This window comes from Rodentibacter ratti (genome assembly GCF_002000485.1).
Lineage (GTDB): Bacteria > Pseudomonadota > Gammaproteobacteria > Enterobacterales > Pasteurellaceae > Rodentibacter > Rodentibacter ratti.
Genome location: NZ_MLAJ01000001.1, coordinates 35,968 through 54,319 on the forward strand (window position 1 = coordinate 35,968; position 18,352 = coordinate 54,319).

Here is an 18,352-nt window from a genome sequence, read left to right on the forward strand (position 1 = left end):
AAGGAAGTTGGGCGGAAACCTTCCCAGCTTCTTCTCGGCACACAGCACTTCCGACTTTGGCTGCTTTCTTCCGAACCTGACCGAGTAAACCGGACACCGTTGCGAGAGACCGAAAAGGTTTCCATTGAAATCGCAATGCGATTGCGCGCTATTATGCAAGAATTAAAGGGTCATTGCAAAGATTAATTGCAGAGAATGATGAATTTGACGAGAATTTAAACCGCACTTTTCAGGAATTGGCATAATGAACTATTTACAATATTACCCCGTTGATGTGGTAAATGGCGAAGGCACGCGTTGTACCCTTTTTGTGAGCGGTTGTACCCATGGTTGCAAGGGCTGTTATAACCAAAAAAGCTGGTCATTTAGTGCAGGCGTACGCTTTGACGAAGCCATGGCACAACAAATTATCAATGATTTAAAAGATACCCGTATCAAACGCCAAGGTTTAACGCTATCCGGTGGCGACCCTCTCCATCCCCGCAACCTAGAAACCCTTTTGCCTTTCGTGCAACGGGTAAAACGTGAATGCCCCGACAAAGATATTTGGGTGTGGACAGGTTACACATTAGCAGAGTTGGATGAAAATCAGCGTGCCATACTCCCCTATATTGATGTCCTCATTGATGGAAAATTTGAACAAGAAAAAGCCGACCCAAGCCTGCTCTGGCGGGGATCGGCTAATCAGATTATTCATCGTTTTAAACTTTAGCCAAATAGCTTTGTGCTATTTTCCCACATAATTTGCTGGATTAATTCTGCCGACTCATTGCGTAGCAAGCACAATGCCTTAAAACTTTCCATAATCCGTTCAGGGCGATTCGGTTGCCCTTGGAAGCCAAACACTGGCATATCTGGGCTATCGGTTTCCAACACCAATGCCTCTAAGGGTAATTTTGCAATCGCTTGGCGGGTTTTATTTGCCCGTTGATAAGTAATCGTACCGCCCACACCAATTTTATAGCCCAGATCCACAAACCGTTTAGCTTGCTCATAACTACCGGCAAAACCATGTATCACACCATATTTGGGCAATGAAATACGCTTCAAAAAAGTAAACACTTGATCGTGAGCTTTTCGGCTGTGAATATTCACGGGTAAGGCAAATTGCTTCGCAAGATAAAGCTGACTTTCAAAAAAATGACATTGTTTTTGCCAAAGTTCATCTGTCAATAAATCGGGGATCGCACGCTCCAAACCAATTTCCGCCACAGCCGTCGCACTTTTATCACGCTGAACTAAGGCCTGTTCCAAAACCGATAAATCCGTTTCCGAGTGTTCTTTAATATAAAGCGGATGTAAACCCAACCCATAATATAAATTTTCTGGATAAAGTGCGGTCATTTTTTGGATAGTTTTAAAATCCCGTGCCAATACCGCCACAATCAGCATTTTCTCTACACCGGCCTGCTTGGCATTTTCCACTAATTGTGAAAGTGGCTCACCGGTAAATTGCTGCAAATAATCAAGGTGGGTGTGAGTATCGAAAAAAGGCATAATATATCGCTTTGAAATGGAAAGAGAAAACCTGAGACAACGCTCAGGTTTCTTTCATTATTCTACGGTAACAGAATGAATCACCACATCGTCTTTCGGCACATCTTGGTGGAAACCTTTATTACCGGTTTTCACACCTTTGATTTTGTCCACCACATCCATGCCTTCCACCACTTCGCCAAATACCGCATAACCCCATTCTTGCACCACTGTTTTGCCAAACATTTCTTTAGAACGGTGATCGAGAAAGCTGTTATCCGCTACATTAATGAAAAATTGTGCCGTAGCGGAATGAGGGTCGGAAGTGCGAGCCATAGCAATGGTACCACGTTTATTGCTCAATCCGTTTGCCGCTTCGTTTTGGATCGGCGCATTGGTGCTTTTCTCTTTCATTCCGCTTTCCATACCGCCACCTTGGATCATAAATCCGTCAATAACACGGTGGAAAATTGTGTTATCATAAAAGCCGTTTTTACAATAAGTTAAGAAATTTTCGACTGTGATTGGCGCTTTTTCCGCATTTAATGCCAGTTTAATATCGCCAAAATTTGTGTGCAAAATAACCATTTTGATTTCCCTATGAAATTTAAAGGCTGCCATTATTCCATAAATAAGCAATAAGTGCTATAAAAGTGCGGTCAGTTTCACTATCAATTTTAAGCCGAGAAAAAAATGCTAAAAATTTTCAATACCCTAACCCGAGAAAAAGAAATTTTTAAACCAATCCACGCCAATCAAGTGGGGATGTATGTGTGTGGTGTAACCGTCTATGATTTATGCCATATCGGACATGGTCGCACCTTTGTGTGCTTTGATGTGATCGCCCGTTATCTGCGTTATTTAGGCTATGATTTAACCTATGTACGCAATATTACCGATGTGGACGATAAAATCATTAAACGCGCCTTAGAAAATCAAGAAACCTGTGAACAATTGGTGGATCGTATGGTGCTAGAAATGTACAAAGATTTCGATGCGTTAAATATTTTACGCCCGGATTGTGAACCTCGTGCAACCCATCATATTCCTGAAATCATTGAAATTGTTGAAAAATTAATTGAACGGGGGCACGCTTATGTGGCGCAAAACGGCGATGTGATGTTCGATGTGGAAAGCTTCCAAGAATACGGTCAATTATCCCGTCAAGATTTAGAACAATTACAAGCGGGCGCACGGGTTGATATCTCCGATGTGAAAAAAAATCCGATGGACTTTGTGTTGTGGAAAATGTCAAAACCGAACGAACCAAGCTGGCAATCCCCTTGGGGCGCGGGTCGTCCGGGCTGGCATATTGAATGTTCGGCAATGAATAGTAAACAATTAGGCGAACATTTTGATATTCACGGCGGTGGTTCTGATTTAATGTTCCCTCACCATGAAAATGAAATTGCTCAATCTTGCTGTGCGCACGGTGGCGATTATGTCAATTATTGGATTCACTCCGGTATGATTATGGTGGATAAAGAAAAAATGTCGAAATCTCTTGGCAATTTCTTCACCATTCGTGATGTACTCGACCATTATGATGCGGAAACCGTACGCTATTTCTTATTATCCGCTCACTACCGCAGCCAGCTCAATTATAGTGAAGAAAATCTAAATTTAGCCCATGGTGCATTGGAACGGTTATATACCGCCTTGCGGGGAACAGATCAAAGTGCGGTCGCTTTTGGCGGAGAAAATTTTGTTGAAGCATTCCGTGAAGCGATGGACGATGATTTCAACACACCCAATGCCATTTCTGTGTTATTTGAAATGGCACGTGAAGTGAATAAATTAAAATCGGAAGATATTGGAAAAGCCAATGGACTCGCCGCACAATTACGAAAATTAGCTCAAATTTTAGGGTTGTTAGAACAAGATCCGGAAAGCTTTTTACAAGCCGGTTCTGACGACGATGAAGTCGCTAAAATCGAGGAATTAATCCAACAACGTAATGAAGCCAGAGCCGCCAAAAACTGGGCTGCCGCAGATGAGGCGAGAAATGCCTTAAATGCGATGGGTATTGTGCTAGAAGACGGACCAACCGGTACAAGCTGGCGTAAACAATAAATAATTGTTAAAAGAACTAAAAAGTGCAGTAAAAATTTACTGCACTTTTTTTATATACTTACTCATATTTGAGTAATTTTTATGATCAAAGTCACAAATTTTCAACATTTCGCTTTATTTATCCAATAACTTATTTACAATTCATCACCGTTAAAATAACAAACTTAAAGAAACCCTACCTATATAAGGAATCCTATGGCTCTTTTTCTTAGTATCTTTCCAATTGTTTTACTCATTTATCTAATGGTAAAACGCAATGCACTTCCTTCTTATGTTGCTCTCCCTTGGATTGCCGTGGTTGTGCTGATTATTCAACTTATTTACTTTGGTACCGATATCTCCACAGTCAGTGCCAATATTGCCTCTGCAATCATTGCAGTACAAACGCCCATTACAGTTATTTTTGGTGCGATTCTATTTAACCGTTTTTCAGAAGCATCCGGTGTAACCAACACCTTGCGTAAATGGTTAGGCGAAATAAATCCTAACCCGGTCGCACAAATAATGATTATCGGCTGGGCATTTGCTTTTATGATTGAAGGTGCCAGTGGTTTTGGTACCCCTGCTGCAATTGCCGCACCAATTCTTGTTGGTTTAGGATTTAATCCAATAAAAGTGGCTGTTTTAGCATTAATTATGAACTCTGTTCCCGTCTCTTTTGGCGCAGTAGGTACACCAACTTGGTTCGGATTTGGCCCACTAAATTTGGCAGAGAGTCAAATTCTTGAAATTGGTTCAATTACCGCAACCATTCATGCCTTTGCCGCATTAGTCATTCCACTTATTGCATTACGTTTTATCGTATCAGGAAAAGAAATCCGCCAAAATATTGTGTTTATTTATATTAGTATTTTTGCGTGCGTGATTCCTTATTTCTTCCTTGCACAAATAAACTATGAGTTCCCATCTTTAGTCGGTGGTGCGATTGGTATGTTTATTTCCGTATTTGTAGCCAATAAAGGCATTGGTTTAGCGAAAGTAGAAAATACATTAAGCAGTACGGGAGTAAATGGTAAAGAGATAGCAAAAGCCTTGTTGCCAACCGGTTTATTGATTTTATTTTTAATCGTCACCCGTATTCAACAGTTACCATTTAAGGCAATGATGAATGACGCAACAACTTGGTTTGCGTTACAACTTGGTTCTCTCGGACAATTTGAAATCAGTAAAGGCTTAATTTTCAGCTTAAAAGAAATTTTTGGGACTAATGTAAATGCCAGCTATAAATTACTTTATGTTCCTGCTTTAATTCCATTTATTGTTACTGTTTTAATTTGCGTACCGTTATTTACAATGAACGCTCAAAAAACCAAGGAAATTTTTATCGGTAGTTTGAAACAATCGAGAAACCCATTTTATGCGCTGATCGGGGCGTTAATCATGGTGAACCTGATGTTGGTTGGCGGTGATGCATCAATGGTTAAAATTATTGGTAAAAGCTTTGCTCAAGCAACCGGAGAATATTGGACTATCTTCGCTTCTTACTTAGGTGCGGTGGGAGCATTCTTCTCCGGTTCTAATACCGTCTCAAACTTAACTTTTGGTAGTGTACAATTATCAACTGCAGAAATTACAGGTTTATCGACAAGTCTGATTCTCGCATTACAATCTGTTGGTGGTGCAATGGGTAACATGGTTTGTATTAACAATATCGTTGCAGTAAACTCGGTATTAAATATTCAAAACCAAGAAGGTGCAATTATTAAGAAAACTGTCATACCAATGTTTATGTATGGCGTTATTGCAGCGGTAGTGGCATTAACTATTATTCCAATGTTTTTTAACGTTTAATATAGAGAAATATCACTACATTTATTACATATTTTACTCAATCTAGAAGGAAGTATTTATACTTCCTTTTATACTGTAATAGTATTATAAATACGATTTTTTCTTATTCTTAATTTTTAATAGGCATATCAAATGAATGTAAATTTTTATGTAACCTGCATTGCAGATGTTGTGAAGGCCGGTGTTGCCAAAAACACCGTTCTCTTGCTCGAAAAATTGGGGTGCAATGTCATTTTCCTTGAAAAGCAAGGTTGTTGTGGGCAACCAGCTATAAACAGCGGCTATACCAAACAGGCGCTAGCAGGAATGAAAAATTTGGTTGAAACCTTTGAAGTCAATGATCACCCGATTGTTGCACCTGCCGGGTCTTGTGTCTCTGCGATTAAATATTATCCTGAATATTTTAACCGATTTGGTGAAACCGAATGGGCAAAACGCGCAGAAAATGTATCCAAACGCTTTTATGATCTCACGGATTTTATCGTCAATGTTCTAGGAAAAACTGATATCGGCGCAACATTAACGGGTAAAGCAGTTTATCATCCTTCTTGTAGCTTAAGCCGTAAACTCGGTATTGTCGATGAGCCTCTCGCTTTGCTTCGCAACGTAAAAGGTTTAGAACTTCTTCCAATTCACAATCAACAAACTTGTTGCGGTTTTGGTGGAACATTTTCAGTTAAAATGGCTGAAATTTCCGGCGAAATGGTTACAGAGAAAGTAAAAAATATTACCGAGGTTGAACCCGATTATCTAATTGGTGCCGATGTGAGCTGTTTAATTAATATTAACGGGCGCTTACAACGTGAAGGTAAAAAAGTAAAAGTTATGCATATTGCAGAAGTGCTAATGCAACAAGGAGAAGTTTAATATGTCCCATTTACAAACCAGCAACCTTCCTTTTAAAGAGCGTGTCGAACAACAGATTCACAATGAAATCATGCGTAAAGCGGTAATCAAGGCTCAGGAAACCATTGGTGCTAACCGTCAAAAAATGGTTGATGAGTTAGGGCATTGGGAAGAATGGCGTGATCTGTCTAAACAATTCCGCAATCATGTTTTAGCTAATTTAGATGCCTATCTATATCAATTAAGTGAAAAAGTGACTCAAAATGGAGGACATGTTTTTTTCGCAGAAACGGCTGAAGAAGCAAGTGCTTATATCCGTAAAGTTGCCTTAGAGAAAAAAGCCAAAACCATTGTTAAATCAAAATCAATGGTAACAGAAGAAATCGGTTTAAACTCCGTTTTAGAAACCGAGGGAATAAAAGTCGTTGAAACAGATCTCGGTGAATATTTACTTCAAATCGTTGGCGATAAGCCGTCACATATTGTTGTACCAGCTATCCATAAAGATCGCCACCGTATTCGTAAAGAGTTACATGAAGTATTGGGCTATGAAGGCAGCGAACAACCGGAAGAAATGAATGCATTTATCCGTAAAGTTTTACGAGAAGATTTCTTAAAGGCAGATATTGGAATTTCAGGTTGTAATTTTGCTGTACCGGAAACAGGTTCGGTTTGTTTAGTGACCAATGAAGGAAACTTACGTTTAGCCACCACCGTACCGAAAACACATATTGCTGTAATGGGGATGGAACGCATTGCACCAACCTTTAAAGAAGTTGATGTTCTAATCACAATGCTCTGCCGTAGTGCCGTAGGCGCAAAATTAACCGCCTACAATACTTGGCTCACCGGCCCTCGTCTAGAAGGTGAAGCGGATGGTCCGGAAGATTTCCATTTAGTGATTGTCGATAATGGACGTTCGGCCATTTTAGAAAGTGAATTTAAAGAAGTTTTACGCTGTATTCGCTGTGGAGCCTGTCTCAACACCTGCCCGGCTTATCGTCAAATCGGGGGACATGGTTATGGTTCAATTTACCCGGGTCCAATAGGAGCGGTTATTTCCCCTCTTCTGGGTGGTTACAAAGAATTTAAAGAATTACCTTACGCTTGTTCGCTCTGTAATGCTTGTAACAGTGTTTGTCCTGTTAAAATTCCATTAGCACAACTTATTCTTAAACATCGTGAAAAAATGGTAGATCAAGGTATTACGCCAAAAATCGAGCAATTGGAAATTAAAGGCTTCACATTTGCCAACTCTCACCCTAGCATTTGGAATATGGGCGTTAAAGTAGGGGCAAAAGTTATAAGTACGTTTATCAAAAACGGAAAACCGCCTATTAAAATGGGTGCATTAGGTGAATGGACAAAAGCACGTGATTTACCGACCAGCGATGGCGAAAGTTTCCGTGAGTGGTTTGCAAAACGGAAATAATTCAGACAAAGGAATTAATAACAATGAATTTAGAAAACAGAGAAAATTTCTTAAACAAACTTGCAAATAAAATGGGCAGAGCTCGACAACTAGAGCCAACCCCAATGGAAGAGCCGTTAAATGACTATCCTTTGACTCGCTTAACACATTTATCCCAAAGTGAGCTTTGTGATGAATTTATGAATTTCGCTAAAGTTTTATTAGTGGATATCGTTGAAACAACGGAAGAAAACGTTACAAAAGCGATCTTAGATGTCTGTGAAAAATATGGTGGTGGTAGTATCGTACTGAACCATGATTCCCGTCTTGAAGATCTAGGTATTATTAGCGCTGTAAAAAACACATTCGACAGTTACCTGTGGGATTATGATAATGGTGATGAAAATATCATAAAATCAGCCAAGGCAAATATTGGTATCGTACATGGTGAATATGGGCTTGCAGAATCAGGCGGCGTTGTCTTATTTTCCTCTAAGGAAAATGGCCGCTCAACAAGTTTATTACCTGAAAAATCAATTGTCGTTATTCGTAAAAGTGCGGTACTCCCTCGTGTCGCTCAGTTAGCCCAAGTTCTTCATGAAAAAGCATTAGCCGGAGAACGTATGCCATCATGCATTAATATTATTTCCGGTCCAAGTGCTACTGCAGATATTGAGCTAATCAAAGTTGTCGGCGTCCACGGCCCGGTTTCTCAAATTTATGTTGTCATCGATGACTTAAACTAAACTTGTCTAAACGAATAAAACCAGCTTCATAGCTGGTTTTATATTTTTATAAGTGCAGTCCTCCAAGTGAATATAATGCGCACCACCCCAGCAATATAAGCTTTCAGCTAACAAAAAATATAATTTGCCAAACAAAAAGATACAACAAAACGTTGCTTCTCACTTCCTTTAAAAAATTATCCCAAAATAACCGCACTTTTGTGAACATCCTATTTTTGCTATACTTGCACGCCTATTGTGATTAAATAAAAAAGGATAAAACCAATGGAACAAATGCCGGCTTGCCCAAAATGCCATAGTGAATATGTCTATCATGATTCTGTCAATTTTGTTTGTCCGGACTGCAGCTATGAATGGAATGGCACAGAACCCGTTGAAACAGATGATGATCAACTTATTGTGAAAGACAGTAATGGTAACTTACTTGCAGACGGTGATGATGTACTTTTAATTAAAGATCTCAAATTGAAAGGCTCGTCTGAGGTTTTGAAAAAAGGCACAAAATTCAAAAATATCCGTTTAGCCAAGGGCGATCATAATGTCGATTGTGGCAAGATTATGTTGAAATCCGAGTTTTTGAAAAAGGCATAATGATAAAAAGTGCGGTAAAAAACAATAATTTTTATGACCGCACTTTTCCTTTGGTATCTCATTTTATCTTGTTAAATCAATCACTTCCCTGACTAAACGTCCAATCTCATCCCAGTTTTTTGACTGGATTAATTGTTTCTCCACAAACCAAGAACCGCCACAAGCTACGATATTAGGAATAGCGAGATAATCGTTAATATTATGTAACCCGATACCACCGGTTGGCATAATTTGTAATTGTCCATAAGGTCCAAGTAGGGCTTTAATCATTTTCACGCCTCCGGAGGCTTCAGCTGGGAAAAATTTCACAGCTGTAATTCCCACTTCCAATGCTGCTTCAATGGACATTGGATTATTCACTCCGGGTGTAATGGGAAAATTCAAATCTTGGCATAATTTCACAATTTTTGGATTAAATCCCGGTGTGACTACAAAATCAGCGCCACTATTTTTAGCTGAAACCACCTGGTCAGCGGTTAAAACCGTCCCAGCTGCGATTAAAAAATCCGGTTTATGCGTGCGTAATAGACGAATTGCCTCTGCCGCCGCATCAGAACGGAAAGTAATTTCCGCCACCGGTAAACCATTTTCAGCCAAGGCATCGGCTAATGGTAAAATATCCTCCGCATTGTCTAGTGCAATCACAGGAACAACCCTAAACTGACGGAGTTTTTCGATGATTTGATTGGTTGTGTATGACATAATTTTCCTCTATTTAAAATAATGTTTAGCATTATTAAAGCAGATATTTTCAATCATTTTGCTTAACAAAGGCATATCATTTGGCGCTTCGCCGTTCTCTACCCATTTTCCGACCATTTCACATAAAATACGTCGGAAATATTCATGACGCGTATAGGATAAGAAACTGCGAGAATCGGTTAGCATACCGACAAATTGACTTAATAAGCCTAACTGTGAAAGCTGCTGTAACTGACGCTCCATACCATCTTTTTGATCATTGAACCACCAACCAGAACCAAATTGGATTTTTCCTGCAACGCCACCGGTTTGGAAATTGCCGATCATACTGGCAATCATCTCGTTATCACGCGGATTTAAGCAGTATAGGATAGTTTTAGGTAGTTGATTTTGGCGATCCATTGCATCCAATAAACGGGAAAGTGATTCTGCATAGGTGCGGTCACCAATAGAATCAAATCCACTATCTGCCCCCAGTAAAGCAAACATTCTGCTGTTATTATTACGGATTGCACCAATATGCATTTGCATCACCCATTGACGTTTACAATATTCTGCCGCCAACCAAACCAAAATAGCGGTGCTGAATTGAGCGATTTCTTCCTCCAAGAGCGGTTGATTTTGCAAGCGTTTTTGAAGAATTGCATTAAGCACGGATTCATCAGGAATAGGGGCAAAACGTACAATTTCTATACCATGATCAGCTGATTTACAGCCATGTGCGTCAAAGTACTCTAATCGTTTTAACAGTGCTTTTTGTAGGTCAGCAAAGGTGTGAATATCCACATCAGTAACTTCGCTTAATTGAAGCAAATAATCATTAAATTGTGGTAATTCAATTTTAAAAACTTTATCCGGGCGCCAACTTGGTACAACATCAATATCAAAACTGTCATCATCTTTGATAGCTTGATGATATTCTAACGAATCAATAGGATCATCGGTTGTACCTGCCAATTTCACATTCATTTGCTGCATAATGCCACGGGCTGAAAATTCAGGCTGTTGCAACATTTCATTACATTGATGCCAGATTTTATCCGCATTTTGTGGATTAAACAGCGTATTTGTAATACCGAAAGGACGACGTAACTCTAAATGCGTCCAATGGTAAATCGGATTACCAATACAAAGCGGAACGGTTTTTGCCCAAGCTAAATATTTTTGATAATTCTCTGCTTTACCTGTAATCAATTCTTCCGGGATACCTGCAGTACGCAATGCACGCCATTTATAGTGATCGCCTTCTAACCAAATTTCAGCCAAATCTTTAAACTGACGGTTCTCAGCGATTTCCCTTGGATTTAAGTGGCAGTGATAATCAAAAATAGGTTGGTATTTGGCATAGTCATGATAAAGCACTTTTGCCGTATTTGTTGAAAGTAGGAAATCTTCGTCCATAAATTGTTTCATGTTATTCTCCTATACCCCACTATAAGCAGAGAACCCGCCATCAACGGGTATAACAACACCATTCACAAAACTGGAGTAGTTATCATCAATCAAGAATAATAAAGCGCCGAGCAATTCTTCCGGTTCTCCAAAACGTTCCATTGGAGTATTCGTCAGAATTTTATTTGCACGAGCAGTAGGTTTTCCTTCCGCATCAAATAATAAAGCACGATTTTGATTGCTGATTAAAAAGCCCGGTGCAATAGCATTACAGCGAATACCCACTTTTGAAAAATAGACAGCAAGCCATTGTGTGAAATTACTAATTGCAGCTTTTGCACCAGAGTAAGCAGGGATTTTTGTGAGCGGTGTAAAGGCATTCATACTGGAAATATTGATAATATTTGCGCCTTTTTTCCCGAGCATATCTTTTGCAAATACTTGGGTAGGTAATAATGTTCCCAAATAATTGAGGTTAAAAACAAATTCAATCCCTGTTTTATCGAGATCAAAAAAAGTTTTGGTCGTTTCATTTAGATTAAACTGATGAAACTCATTATCTGTCGTTGCCTTAGGGTTATTACCACCTGCACCATTGATTAAAATGTCACAAGTGCCGAAATCAGACGCAATTTGATCCCGTACTTCCTTAATATTTTCAAGCTCCAAAACATTTGTTTTATAAGCTTTGGCACGACCTCCTGATTGGTTAATTTCTTGTGCAACTTTGTCAGCGGCTTCAAAATTAATATCAAGTAGAGCAATATTTGCTTTAGTATAAGCGAGTTGTTTTGCTAGAAAGGCACACAATATACCACCGGCACCGGTAATGACTATGACTTTATTTTCTAGATGATGGTTAGTTGCAATGTTCATATTAATACTCCGTTAATTAAATTCAGATAGAAGATGGGATGTGGCGTGCTTATCAATAATCGCGCCTTTGTGTTGAATCACGATTCCGGCAACACGATTACCTTGCTGACAACAAATATTGATCGGTTTATTGCGTAAATAACCGTTTAAAAATCCAGCGTTGAAGGAATCTCCCGCCGATGTTGTATCAACAACATTTCGTATCTTTTCAGGTATAACTTGTCCATATTGGTGTGATTGAGAATCTGAAAAATAAGCACCATTTTGACCGCTCTTTACAATTACTTTTGGTATGCCAATTTGATGCAAACGTGTTCGTGTGGCTTGCTCGTTGTCATCTCCCCATAGTAATTGTTCATCATCAAAGGTAACCAATGCTAAGCTAACATGCGGTAATAGCTGAGAATAACAATCCCGGGCATCCTTGAATGAATCCCATAATTTGGGGCGAAAATTGCTATCAAATGCGATTTCCACACCTAATTTAGTTAATTCTCGTAACTGCTCAATTAAAAAAGTGCGGTCATTTTTCGGTAAGATTGCAAGTGAAATACCGCTCAAATAGATCATATCTACTTGTTGAAGCTCGGTTAAAACTTGATGAAAATCAGGATGTTGCACCATATAGTGCGCCGCTGATTGATTACGCCAATAAAGAAAGGTACGCTCGCCTTGTTCATCAAGTTGGATAAGGTATAGCCCGGGTTGACGATTTTCATATTTTAATACCCAATTCGTATAAATGCGGTCTGCTTGCCAACGACGACACATTTGTGAACTTAAGTTATCCGTACCTAATGCGGAAACATAATGAACCTGGATATCATTTGGAGCGCTAATTCGACTTAGATAAGTGGCGGAATTTAGCGTATCACCACCATAACTTTGCCACATTTCACCAAATGGCTTACCATTCAGTTCAATCATACATTCGCCGATAAATGCAATTTTTTTCATAGTGATCCTAAAAAGAAAGGAAAGGATACGATGGGACGTATCCTTTTCATCTTAATTATTTGTTGATTAAGCTATCGATACGTTCTATGTAATCTTTAAGTAAAGGATTGGCTTTGGCTGCATCATGCATACTTTTCGTTGCATCAATAAATGGTTGTTTATCCACTTTCACAAATTCCACCCCCAATTTATCTTTCGCTTCTTGGGTCGTTTCAGCAATCATTTTCTGCCATAAGTCTTTGTGATACATCATAGAATCATCCGCTGCTTTTTTAAGTGCCTGCTGCTGTTCTGGTGTTAGTTTATCCCAAGATTTTTGACCAATAACGAGAACATCCGGAATCATTGTATGTTCATCTTCACTAAAATATTTTGCTACTTCACCATGACGAGCTAATGTCAACGCTGTTTGGTTATTTTCAGCTCCATCTACCACTTTTTGTTGCAAGGCGGTATAGAGTTCGCCATAAGCCAAAGGCGTTGGTGAAGCCCCCATTAATTTCATCATTTCAACAGCTGTTGGACTTGGTTGAACACGAATTTTCATGCCTTTAAGATCAGCAGGAGATTTGATAGGTTTATCAGCATAAAAACTACGAGCACCACCATCATAGTAGGTCAAGCCAATAAACCCTTTGCCTTTTGATGAATCAAGAATTTTTTGTCCTACTTCAGGATCAAGTAGTGTTCGATAATAATGATCCGCATCATGGAAAAGGTAAGGAATATTGTATGCACCATAAGAAGGTTCAAAGGCTTCTAATTCACTTGCATTTGACTTCGCCATATCAAGTGAACCGGATTGTAATAATTCCATTGATTCGCGTTGTGTTCCAAGCTGACTATTCGGATAAATACGAACGACGACTTCACCGTTAGTCAATTTCTTTACCTCATCCGCCATATATTGCATTGAGATATGTACAGGATGAGTCTTGTCATTGTTATGACTTAATTTTAGTACCGTTTTTGCTGAGGCTGAAAACGACACTCCGGCAGACAATGCCAAAACTAATGCACAAGAAAGAATATTTTTTTTGATTTGCATAATGTATCTCCCATAGATAATAAATTGAAGAGCATCCTCTAACAGCTCGGATGTTGCAAAGATAATAGACCGAAAAAAAACAAGTGGTCAATCCAATTATTCTAAATTGGTGATCCAGATCACGATTTTAAATAAAAAAACTTGAAGAAAAATGATTTTGACCCATAATTGGTTTACCAATTTAACTTAAAGATAAATAGAGGAACCACTTATGAATAAATTCATATCTGCGATGAACTGGGCTTTATCAACACTTTGTATTGCTTTGAGCTCATTTTTAGTATGTTGTGTTGTCTGGCAAGTTTTATCTCGTTACATCCTTAACACTCCTAGTACTTACACTGATGAGATCGCTCGTTTTCTCTTTATTTGGGTAGGATTGATGGGCGCAGCCTATGCATTAGGGCAAAAGAAACACCTTGCGATAGATCTCTTAGTAAGTAAATTAGAAAACTCACCAATTAATCAAAACCGTTTACAACTTCTCATTAATTTTATCAGTATTGTATTTGCTGCAATCATTATGTGCTATGGAGGATTCAAGCTTGTTGTGGATACCATGAGTCACGGTCAAATATCACCGGTGCTTGGGATTCAAATGGGGCTTGTTTACCTTGCTATCCCTTTAAGTGGATGCTTTATGTTGGTTTATTTAATCAGAGATATTATCGACAACATTCATAATATGAACGCAACTTCATTATCGACTTTAGATCACCAAGGAGAATAAAATGGAATGGTCAAATATTATTGTACTTTGTTCAAGTTTCTTTGTTTTACTCTTTATTGGTGTACCAATTTCATTTTCTATTGGTATAGCCTCACTCCTTACTATCATGCTCTCTATTCCATTTGATGCCGCTATTGCTGTAATTTCACAAAAAATGGCATCGGGATTAGACAGTTTCTCTTTACTTGCTATCCCTTTCTTTATTTTGGCCGGTAATATAATGAACCGTGGCGGGATTGCAATTCGCTTGATTGAATTTGCAAAAGTCATTGGAGGGCGTTTACCCGGCTCACTTGCACACGTAAATGTGTTAGCAAATATGATGTTTGGTTCAATTTCAGGTTCTGCCGTTGCATCAGGTGCTGCAATGGGGGGAATTATGTCCCCACTGCAAAAGAAAGAGGGCTATGATCCATCGTTCTCAGCAGCAGTCAATATCGCCTCTTGCCCTACCGGTTTGTTGATTCCTCCAAGTAATACCTTTATTGTCTATTCCTTAATTTCAGGTGGTACATCCATTGGTGCATTGTTCCTTGCGGGCTATATTCCCGGTATTTTAATGGGATTGTCAATTATGGTTGTTATTGCCGTCATTGCGAAAAAAAGAAAGTACCCGGTTTCACCAAAACCAACCCGCACTGAAGCCGTGAAAAAAACACTTGATGCGTTACCAAGTCTTGGTCTAATCATTGTCATTATGGGAGGAATTATTGGAGGGATTTTCACTGCAACGGAAGCCTCTGCATTTGCTGTTGTCTATACTCTTATTCTTGCAGTCGTTTTCTACCGCGAAGTAAAAATCAGAGAGCTGCCAAAAATTATTCTGGATTCTGTTGTTACCACTGCTATTGTTTTACTCTTAATCGGCACCTCTATGGGGATGTCTTGGGCAATGGCTAATGCAGATATTCCTTACACTATTAGTGATGCGTTATTAAATATTTCAGATAATCCAATCATTATTCTTTTAATCATTAATATGATTTTACTCGTGGTTGGAGTTTTCATGGATATGACACCGGCTTTACTGATTTTCACCCCAATATTTTTCCCTATCGTAACGGAATTAGGCATGGATCCAGTGCATTTCGGTATATTAATGGCATTCAACCTTTCTATCGGTATTTGTACTCCTCCTGTTGGTAGCGCACTATTTATTGGTTGCTCTGTTGGTGGTGTTAAAATTAATCAAGTCATTAAACCGTTACTTCCATTCTATTTCATGCTTATTTTAACGCTGTTATTGGTTACTTATGTACCTTCTTTAAGTTTGGCCTTACCACAACTTTTATTAGGTTATTAAATAGTGCATTAGGGAAATAATATGAAAACGATTAAAAATTGGCAGTTTATAAAAAATCACAATCATCGTATTGATATTGCTTGTGAACATGGTTTTCAACTTCATATTTTTGTATTAGAGAATGATATATTCCGCATCGCTTTTACACGAAATAATGAGTTTAAACTTCCCCATACTTGGGCTATTGCGCCTAATCAATCGGATGTAGATTGGCAAGGTCGTGATAAATGGTCGTTAGAAGGGTTCTCCTGCCCCGATTACAATATTAAACAGACAGAAAAAACACTTGAAATATCAACCGCACTTTTGAAAGTTACTCTTCATCAACCTCTTTATTTAGAATGGGAATATAAGCAAAATGGTGAGTGGAAACCATTATTTACCGATAGAAAAACCGGTGCTTATTTAATGGGAATTTCAAGTACGGAAGTCTCACATTATTTACAGAGAGATATAGAAGAGCATTATTACGGTTTAGGGGAGAAAACAGGAAATTTAAATCGTCACGGTCGTCGCTTTGAAATGCGTAATCTTGATGCAATGGGATATAACGCAGAATATACCGATCCACTTTATAAACATATTCCTTTTTACATTACTCATAGCCCAGATGTAAGTTATGGACTGTATTATGATAATCTTGCTCCTTGTTGGTTTATTTTAGGCAGTGAAATTGATAATTACCATGCGTATTATCGTAGCTACAAAGCAGAAGACGGCAACCTAGATTATTACGTAATTTTGGGACCTAAAATTTTAGATGTGACTAAGAAATATTGTCAGCTAACCGGGGGAACAATTTTTGGACCGAAATGGAGCTTAGGGTATAGCGGTTCAACGATGCATTATACCGATGCGCCAGATGCTCAAGAACAGCTGAAGAAATTTGTGGACTTATGTGATAAACACGCCATTCCTTGTGACTCATTTCAGCTTTCTTCAGGTTATACATCTATTAATGGAAAACGTTATGTTTTTAATTGGAATCATGACAAAGTGCCAGCTCCAGAGAAGATGACACAGTACTTTCATGAAGCCGGAATGAAATTAGCCGCCAATATTAAGCCTTGTTTATTACAGGATCATCCACGTTATCAAGAAGTAGAGAACTTGGGACTATTTATTAAAGATTCCGAATCCGAACGTCCAGAAAGATCGATGTTTTGGGATGACGAGGGATCCCATTTAGATTTTACAAATATGAATACCGTCAATTGGTGGAAAAATAATGTAAAAAAACAACTGCTCGATTATGGTATTGATTCAACTTGGAATGATAATAACGAATTTGAAATATGGGATAACTATGCGAGATGCCATTACTTTGGAAAAGGTATGCCTGTTAAATTATTACGCCCATTACAACCGTTATTGATGATGAAATCATCTTACGAGGCACAGTTAGAACACGCCCCTAATAAACGTCCATACTTGATTTCACGCTCTGGATCTCCGGGTATGAATCGCTATGTACAAACTTGGTCAGGAGATAATCGCACAAGTTGGAATACCCTGCGTTATAACATCAAAATGGGACTAGGTATGAGTCTTTCTGCGCTTTACAACGTGGGTCATGATGTTGGTGGTTTTTCGGGTAACAAACCTGATCCGGAATTATTTGTACGATGGGTTCAAAACGGTGTGATGCATCCTCGTTTCACAATTCATTCTTGGAACGATGACAAAACAGTGAACGAGCCATGGATGTACCCTGAAGTCACAAATATTATTCGTGATGCAATCCAATTACGCTATTCTTTAATGCCTTATTTGTACAATGCCTTATGGAAAGCACATCATGATTATGAGCCGATGCTGCGCCCAACATTTCTTGACCATGAGCATGATATAAATACCTTTGAAGAAAATGATGACTATCTCTTTGGTGAAGATTTATTGGTTGCGTCTGTAGTTGAACCTAATCAAAGAATACGTAATGTGTATTTACCACAAAATTTTGCCGGCTGGTATGACTTTTACACGCATAAATGGTTTAATGGCGGCGAAAAAATCACAGCTGATGCGCCATTAGAAAGAATTCCATTATTTTTAAGAGCGGGAAGTGTCATTCCAATGGCAAGAAAAGGTCACAAAAATACATTATCTGATTATTATCGAGAATTATTAATTATGCCTTTTATTCATCAAGGAGAGAGAAATATCACTATTTTTGATGATGATGGTGAAAGTTTCGACTATTTAAAAGGTAAATTCTTGAAACTAGATATTCATCTGAAATGTACTAATCAAACAATAGAACTCACTTTAGAGAAATCTGGTGATTATTTACCAAAATATCATGAGATTAATTTTCGTCTTCCTGAAAAAGAATATCGAAAATTAATCATTAATGGTCAGGTAACGAATCCAAACTACAAATTGAGTTTATTAGATTAACATTAGGAAAAAC

Annotated in this window: 17 protein-coding genes and 1 other RNA gene; 10 read left to right on the forward strand and 8 right to left on the reverse strand. The window is 38.6% G+C overall.

Going from position 1 to position 18,352, the window contains the following annotated elements:
- Nucleotides 1-17 precede the first annotated feature (17 nt).
- Nucleotides 18-116, reverse strand: an RNA gene (ffs, locus tag BKG94_RS00170) — signal recognition particle sRNA small type.
- Nucleotides 117-244: 128 nt separating this feature from the next.
- On the opposite strand from ffs, the gene nrdG reads away from it, so the two are divergent.
- Nucleotides 245-712: an anaerobic ribonucleoside-triphosphate reductase-activating protein gene (nrdG, locus tag BKG94_RS00175; RefSeq protein WP_077433048.1), complete on the forward strand. Its 468-nt coding sequence runs from the start codon at nucleotides 245-247 to the stop codon at nucleotides 710-712.
- Here the strand turns inward: nrdG and BKG94_RS00180 are convergent.
- Both BKG94_RS00180 and BKG94_RS00185 read right to left on the reverse strand, forming a co-directional pair.
- Entirely contained in the window at nucleotides 709-1,497 is a 789-nt protein-coding gene (locus BKG94_RS00180; RefSeq protein ID WP_077433050.1) for a TatD family hydrolase, read from the reverse strand. The genes nrdG and BKG94_RS00180 overlap by 4 nt on opposite strands.
- Before the next feature lie 57 nt (nucleotides 1,498-1,554).
- On the reverse strand, nucleotides 1,555-2,064 hold the full coding sequence (locus BKG94_RS00185) for a peptidylprolyl isomerase (protein ID WP_077433052.1): 510 nt from the start codon (nucleotides 2,062-2,064) through the stop codon (nucleotides 1,555-1,557).
- 105 nt (nucleotides 2,065-2,169) lie between these two features.
- On the opposite strand from BKG94_RS00185, the gene cysS reads away from it, so the two are divergent.
- The 6 genes from cysS (at nucleotide 2,170) to BKG94_RS00215 (ending at nucleotide 8,934) form a co-directional block, all read left to right on the forward strand.
- On the forward strand, nucleotides 2,170-3,549 hold the full coding sequence (gene cysS, locus BKG94_RS00190) for a cysteine--tRNA ligase (RefSeq protein ID WP_077433054.1): 1,380 nt from the start codon (nucleotides 2,170-2,172) through the stop codon (nucleotides 3,547-3,549).
- Nucleotides 3,550-3,744: 195 nt separating this feature from the next.
- On the forward strand, nucleotides 3,745-5,340 hold the full coding sequence (locus tag BKG94_RS00195) for a lactate permease LctP family transporter (RefSeq protein ID WP_077433056.1): 1,596 nt from the start codon (nucleotides 3,745-3,747) through the stop codon (nucleotides 5,338-5,340).
- 132 nt (nucleotides 5,341-5,472) lie between these two features.
- A complete protein-coding gene (locus BKG94_RS00200) occupies nucleotides 5,473-6,207 on the forward strand; it encodes a (Fe-S)-binding protein (RefSeq protein WP_077433058.1) in 735 nt (244 codons plus the stop codon).
- Nucleotide 6,208: 1 nt separating this feature from the next.
- The gene (locus BKG94_RS00205) at nucleotides 6,209-7,618 is read left to right on the forward strand and encodes a LutB/LldF family L-lactate oxidation iron-sulfur protein (RefSeq protein WP_077433060.1); all 1,410 of its coding nucleotides are present in this window, start codon (nucleotides 6,209-6,211) and stop codon (nucleotides 7,616-7,618) included.
- A 23-nt stretch (nucleotides 7,619-7,641) separates the two neighbouring features.
- Entirely contained in the window at nucleotides 7,642-8,343 is a 702-nt protein-coding gene (locus BKG94_RS00210; protein ID WP_077433062.1) for a LutC/YkgG family protein, read from the forward strand.
- 264 nt (nucleotides 8,344-8,607) lie between these two features.
- The gene (locus BKG94_RS00215; protein ID WP_077433064.1) at nucleotides 8,608-8,934 is read left to right on the forward strand and encodes a zinc ribbon domain-containing protein YjdM; all 327 of its coding nucleotides are present in this window, start codon (nucleotides 8,608-8,610) and stop codon (nucleotides 8,932-8,934) included.
- 63 nt (nucleotides 8,935-8,997) lie between these two features.
- On the opposite strand, the gene BKG94_RS00220 is transcribed toward BKG94_RS00215, so the two are convergent.
- From BKG94_RS00220 to BKG94_RS00240, 5 genes are read right to left on the reverse strand one after another with little or no spacing between them, the layout of a single operon-like run.
- Nucleotides 8,998-9,636 carry a bifunctional 4-hydroxy-2-oxoglutarate aldolase/2-dehydro-3-deoxy-phosphogluconate aldolase gene (locus BKG94_RS00220; protein WP_077433066.1) on the reverse strand — a complete coding sequence of 213 codons (639 nt, stop codon included), beginning with the start codon at nucleotides 9,634-9,636 and terminating at the stop codon, nucleotides 8,998-9,000.
- 9 nt (nucleotides 9,637-9,645) lie between these two features.
- Entirely contained in the window at nucleotides 9,646-11,049 is a 1,404-nt protein-coding gene (gene uxaC / locus BKG94_RS00225) for a glucuronate isomerase (RefSeq protein WP_077433068.1), read from the reverse strand.
- 9 nt (nucleotides 11,050-11,058) lie between these two features.
- Nucleotides 11,059-11,904 carry an SDR family oxidoreductase gene (locus BKG94_RS00230; protein ID WP_077433070.1) on the reverse strand — a complete coding sequence of 282 codons (846 nt, stop codon included), beginning with the start codon at nucleotides 11,902-11,904 and terminating at the stop codon, nucleotides 11,059-11,061.
- Nucleotides 11,905-11,916: 12 nt separating this feature from the next.
- Nucleotides 11,917-12,861 (reverse strand): sugar kinase, encoded by a 945-nt coding sequence (locus BKG94_RS00235; RefSeq protein WP_077433072.1) that lies wholly within the window; start codon nucleotides 12,859-12,861, stop codon nucleotides 11,917-11,919.
- A gap of 55 nt (nucleotides 12,862-12,916) precedes the next feature.
- On the reverse strand, nucleotides 12,917-13,909 hold the full coding sequence (locus tag BKG94_RS00240) for a TRAP transporter substrate-binding protein (protein WP_077433074.1): 993 nt from the start codon (nucleotides 13,907-13,909) through the stop codon (nucleotides 12,917-12,919).
- Between the two features lie 211 nt (nucleotides 13,910-14,120).
- On the opposite strand from BKG94_RS00240, the gene BKG94_RS00245 reads away from it, so the two are divergent.
- From BKG94_RS00245 to BKG94_RS00255, 3 genes are read left to right on the forward strand one after another with little or no spacing between them, the layout of a single operon-like run.
- Nucleotides 14,121-14,639: a TRAP transporter small permease gene (locus tag BKG94_RS00245; RefSeq protein ID WP_077433076.1), complete on the forward strand. Its 519-nt coding sequence runs from the start codon at nucleotides 14,121-14,123 to the stop codon at nucleotides 14,637-14,639.
- A gap of 1 nt (nucleotide 14,640) precedes the next feature.
- A complete protein-coding gene (locus BKG94_RS00250; RefSeq protein ID WP_077433078.1) occupies nucleotides 14,641-15,942 on the forward strand; it encodes a TRAP transporter large permease in 1,302 nt (433 codons plus the stop codon).
- Nucleotides 15,943-15,963: 21 nt separating this feature from the next.
- A complete protein-coding gene (locus tag BKG94_RS00255) occupies nucleotides 15,964-18,339 on the forward strand; it encodes a glycoside hydrolase family 31 protein (protein ID WP_077433080.1) in 2,376 nt (791 codons plus the stop codon).
- Nucleotides 18,340-18,352 lie beyond the last annotated feature (13 nt).